The 3,740-nt window shown below is 69.2% G+C and carries 5 protein-coding genes; 3 read left to right on the forward strand and 2 right to left on the reverse strand.

Annotated elements, in window-relative coordinates:
• Positions 1-180: 180 nt before the first annotated feature.
• Complete coding sequence (locus WBA97_RS01220; protein WP_424228747.1) at positions 181-729, reverse strand: GNAT family N-acetyltransferase; 549 nt, start codon at positions 727-729, stop codon at positions 181-183.
• 44 nt (positions 730-773) lie between these two features.
• Here WBA97_RS01220 and WBA97_RS01225 point away from each other — a divergent pair, with 44 nt between their 5' ends.
• Positions 774-1,367: a TetR/AcrR family transcriptional regulator gene (locus WBA97_RS01225; protein ID WP_424228748.1), complete on the forward strand. Its 594-nt coding sequence runs from the start codon at positions 774-776 to the stop codon at positions 1,365-1,367.
• Here the strand turns inward: WBA97_RS01225 and WBA97_RS01230 are convergent.
• On the reverse strand, positions 1,351-1,851 hold the full coding sequence (locus WBA97_RS01230) for a hypothetical protein (protein ID WP_424228749.1): 501 nt from the start codon (positions 1,849-1,851) through the stop codon (positions 1,351-1,353). The two genes, WBA97_RS01225 and WBA97_RS01230, sit on opposite strands and share 17 nt — an antisense overlap.
• A 69-nt stretch (positions 1,852-1,920) precedes the next feature.
• On the opposite strand from WBA97_RS01230, the gene WBA97_RS01235 reads away from it, so the two are divergent.
• Entirely contained in the window at positions 1,921-2,775 is an 855-nt protein-coding gene (locus WBA97_RS01235; protein WP_424228750.1) for a LysR substrate-binding domain-containing protein, read from the forward strand.
• 14 nt (positions 2,776-2,789) lie between these two features.
• Positions 2,790-3,617, forward strand: coding sequence for an MBL fold metallo-hydrolase (locus WBA97_RS01240; protein WP_424228751.1), 828 nt, complete (start codon positions 2,790-2,792; stop codon positions 3,615-3,617).
• Positions 3,618-3,740: the final 123 nt, after the last annotated feature.

Genomic DNA, 3,740 nt, shown 5'->3' on the forward strand with positions numbered 1-3,740 from the left:
ACGCCGCTACACGGGCATCCTTACGTGAGGCAACGACTCACCTTCCCGGGCATTTTCGATGAGTCAACGCGAACGCGGAACTGTCAGTGCCAGCCGGTAGACTGGCATGGCGGGACGCCCCCGGGAACGGGTGGGGGTTGGGCATCGCGCGCGCGACTCGCGAGTTGGCGTTTGCGCTGGTCAGGGCTTTGTTGGCCACTCCGAGGCGAGGATCGCCCACATCTCCGTGTCGTGCCGCACGCCGCGCAGTTGGAATGCCTCCCGCAGCACCCCTTCCCTGGTCATCCCCAGCCGCCGCGCGACGGCGCTGCTGCGCGTGTTGGTGGTCGCGCATCGCCACTCGACCCGGTGCATGCCACGCACCCGGAACGCCCAGTCGATCATCACCTTCGACGCCCGCGTGACCAGCCCACGCCCCACCGCTTCCGGCGCGAGCCACACCCCCAGCTCGCACGTGCCCATCGACCGGGTCCACACACGGAACAGCGTCCCGCCGACCAGCTTGCCGCCGACCCAGATGCCGAGGATCCGCCCCTCGTCGCGGGCCTGCGCGTCGGCGTAGCGCTGCAGCAGCTTCTCGGCGCCCTCTTCTTCCGCCGCGCTGGTGGACCACGGCAACCACTTCAGCAGGTGATCCTGCGCGGCGGCGACGTGCTGGGCGAACTCCGGCGCGTGCCACGGTTCGAGGGCACGCAGCTCGGCGTCGTCGGTCAGCTGCATGGACAGCATGGGGCAACCTCCGTACCAAACGTTTGTTATGTACCGTAGTCCGCATGCCGACGAAGGGCGACCAAGATTCGCGGAGGGCGGACGTCGCCGAGGCCGTGTGGCGGGTACTGGCGACCGGCGGTTTCGACGGCCTGACGCTGCGCGCGGTCGCGACGGAGATGGGTGCGTCGACCGGCCTGCTCACCCACTACTTCACGAACAAGCGCGACCTCGTCCGGTACGCACACGAGATCGCGGTGGCACGCACGGACACCCGCCCCCTGCGGACAACGGACGAACCCGGCCTGGCGGCACTGCGGGTCGCGCTGGTCAACGTGCTCCCGCTGACCCTGGAGACCACCGCGATGAGCCGGGTCTGGGTCAGCTTCTGGGACGCGGCACTGGGCGACGAGACACTGAGCCAGGCGCAGCGCACCAGGTACGAGCGGTGGCGTGGCCGCCTCCAGGAACACGTCGAGGCCGCCCAGACCAGGGGCGAGCTGACACGGGAAACGCCCGCGGCGGACGTCGCCGTCGAAGCGGCGGCGTTCGCACACGGGCTTGTGGTGCAGGCACTGTTCGATCCGGACCGTCTTCCCGCGGACCGGCAACTGGCGCTGCTGGACAACTTCTTGGCAGGTCTCACAGGTCGGCGATGACGGCGTCCTCCAGGTCGGTCCACGTGAGCGTGTGCCGCACCCACTCGGGCGCCGGCCCCTTCTGCACCCCGAACAGGTAGCGGCACGGGACGCTGTCGACCAGCGCGCGGTGCACGTCGATCCGGTCGTCGACCATGTGCGTGATCTTCAGCTGGGTGCAGTGACCCGCCTTGTCGGTGCGCTTGCGGCAGAAGCGGACGTTGCCGCGGGGCACGCCGGTGCGTGCGTAGAAGTCGTGGTGGTCGAGCCACGCGAGCGTGCGCTCCTGGATGCGGGGTCCGCACTTGGAGATCACCCACACACGACCGCCGAACGCGTCGACGAGCCGGGGCAGCACGTCGAACGCGCCGTCGGTGGCAGGGGAAGCGAGCGCCTCCTCGAACTCACCGTCGAGGAAGACGGTGTCGTGCACGCCATCGGCCGCGGCGGCGCCGTGGATGACCCTCCCGAAGTCGACACCGAGGCGGGCTTGGGTCTTGTTCATCTCACCACTGTGCCGCGCCGAAAGCTTGAAGAGAACTATTATTGATCCGGTTCTCTATAGTTTGAAATTATGGTATCGACCGATGCGCTGATGGCGTTCGCCGTGTTCGCGGATCACCTCAACTTCACCCGCGCGGCCGAGGTGCTGCACATCTCGCAGCCCGCGCTGCACGTGAAGGTGAGCAAGCTGGCCGCCACCGTCGGCCGCCCGCTGTACCGGCGTGCCGGCCGCACCCTGACGCTCACAGCGGAGGGCGAGGCGGTCGCACGGTTCGCCCGTGACCTGGACAAGCGCATGTCCGTGTTCCTTGACGAGGTCCGCGCGACCGAACGGGTGCGCCCGCTGACGCTGGCGGCGGGCGAGGGCGCGTACCTGTACCTGCTGGGCGACGTGATCCGCACGTTCCGCCCACTCCAGCTGATCAACCGCGACAGCACCCGCATGCTGACCGCGGTCCGCACGGGCCGCGCGGACCTGGGCGTCGGCGTGCTGGAGGCGGTACCCGACGACGTGACGGCCGTGCTGCTCGCGTCGTACCCGCAGACACTGATGCTGCCCGCGACCCACCCGCTGGCCGAGCACCCGGAGCTGACCGTGCGGGACCTCGACGGCCTGCCGCTGGTGCTGCCGCCCGCCAACCGTCCACACCGGAAGACGGTGGAACGCGCGCTGCGGTCCGCGGAGGTGGACTGGACACTCGCCATCGAGGCTGAGGGCTGGCCGCTGACCCTGCACTTCGTCGCCCTCGGCGTCGGGCTGTCCATTGTGAACGGCTGCGTGCATCCGCCGGCCGGGTTCACGAGCCGCACGATCACCGACCTGCCAAGGATCCCGTACTACGCGGTACACCTGCCGTCGCGCACGGACGACGTCCGGCTGGTGGGACTGCTGGCCGCGGTACGGGCGTCGGTCGGCGGGTCGTGATTATCGTGGCAATCGTGACGACGAACAGACTGCGCACGCCCGCGCCGACCCGCACACTGCGATTCGGCGACACCACCGTCGCGTTCGTGCCGGACGGCGTGGTGCAACTCCCCGGCCGAGGCTGGCTGCCGGACACGACCGACGAGGTGTGGGCCGCACACCCGGAGTACCTCGACGAGACCGGCCACCTGACCGCCAGCATCGGCGCACTGCTGGTCACCCGCGACGACCGCACCCTGCTGATAGACGCCGGGGTGGGCAAGGTGTCGATGCAGGCACAGCCGGGCAGCAAGATCGGCGCCATCGAGGGCGGGGCGCTGCTGGACAACCTGGCCGCGCTGGGCCACCAGCCGACCGACATCGAAGCGGTGGCCCTCACCCACCTGCACATGGACCACACCGGCTGGCTGACAGCGTTCACCGAGGCCAGGTACCTGATCACGGAACCCGAGTGGACGAACCGAGCCCACGGCACCGACGCCAACCACGCGACACTGGACGCGATCGCCCCGCGTGTCCACCAGGTCTCCGACGAAGAGGAGATCTTCCCGGGCGTGCACGTCCTCATGTCGCCGGGCCACACAGCGGGCCACGCCACGTACGTCATCACAGCGGGCGACCAACGCATACTCGCCTTCGGCGACGCCATGCACTCGCCGATCCAGGTGGCCAATCCGGACTGGGTCGCGGCATCCGACCACGACCGGGCCCAAGCAGTGGAGTCCCGCCGCCGTCTGGTCAACGAACTGACAACCCCGAACACAATCGGCTTCGGCATCCACTTCGCCGACGTCCAGTTCGGCCAAGTGACAAACGGAGCCTGGCAGCCACTGCCCCACTGAATCACCTTCGCGCTGCGGCCGGCAGGGTTCGGTACGCCTGGTTCAGCGCGGTGACGAGTTGGGCGCGGCCCGCCGGGACGAGCTGAACCTGGGCCGTTCCGTGCACGGTGATCAGGTGCCGGC

The sequence above is a fragment of the Actinophytocola sp. genome, assembly GCF_049647105.1.
Taxonomy (GTDB): domain Bacteria; phylum Actinomycetota; class Actinomycetes; order Mycobacteriales; family Pseudonocardiaceae; genus Actinophytocola.

Bases quoted from the DNA above. Each gene is read 5' to 3' on its own strand.
- WBA97_RS01220 (WP_424228747.1), bottom strand. From the start codon at position 729: ATGCTGTCCATGCAGCTGACCGACGACGCCGAGCTGCGTGCCCTCGAA.
- WBA97_RS01225 (WP_424228748.1), top strand. From the start codon at position 774: ATGCCGACGAAGGGCGACCAAGATTCGCGGAGGGCGGACGTCGCCGAG.
- WBA97_RS01230 (WP_424228749.1), bottom strand. From the start codon at position 1,851: ATGAACAAGACCCAAGCCCGCCTCGGTGTCGACTTCGGGAGGGTCATC.
- WBA97_RS01235 (WP_424228750.1), top strand. From the start codon at position 1,921: ATGGTATCGACCGATGCGCTGATGGCGTTCGCCGTGTTCGCGGATCAC.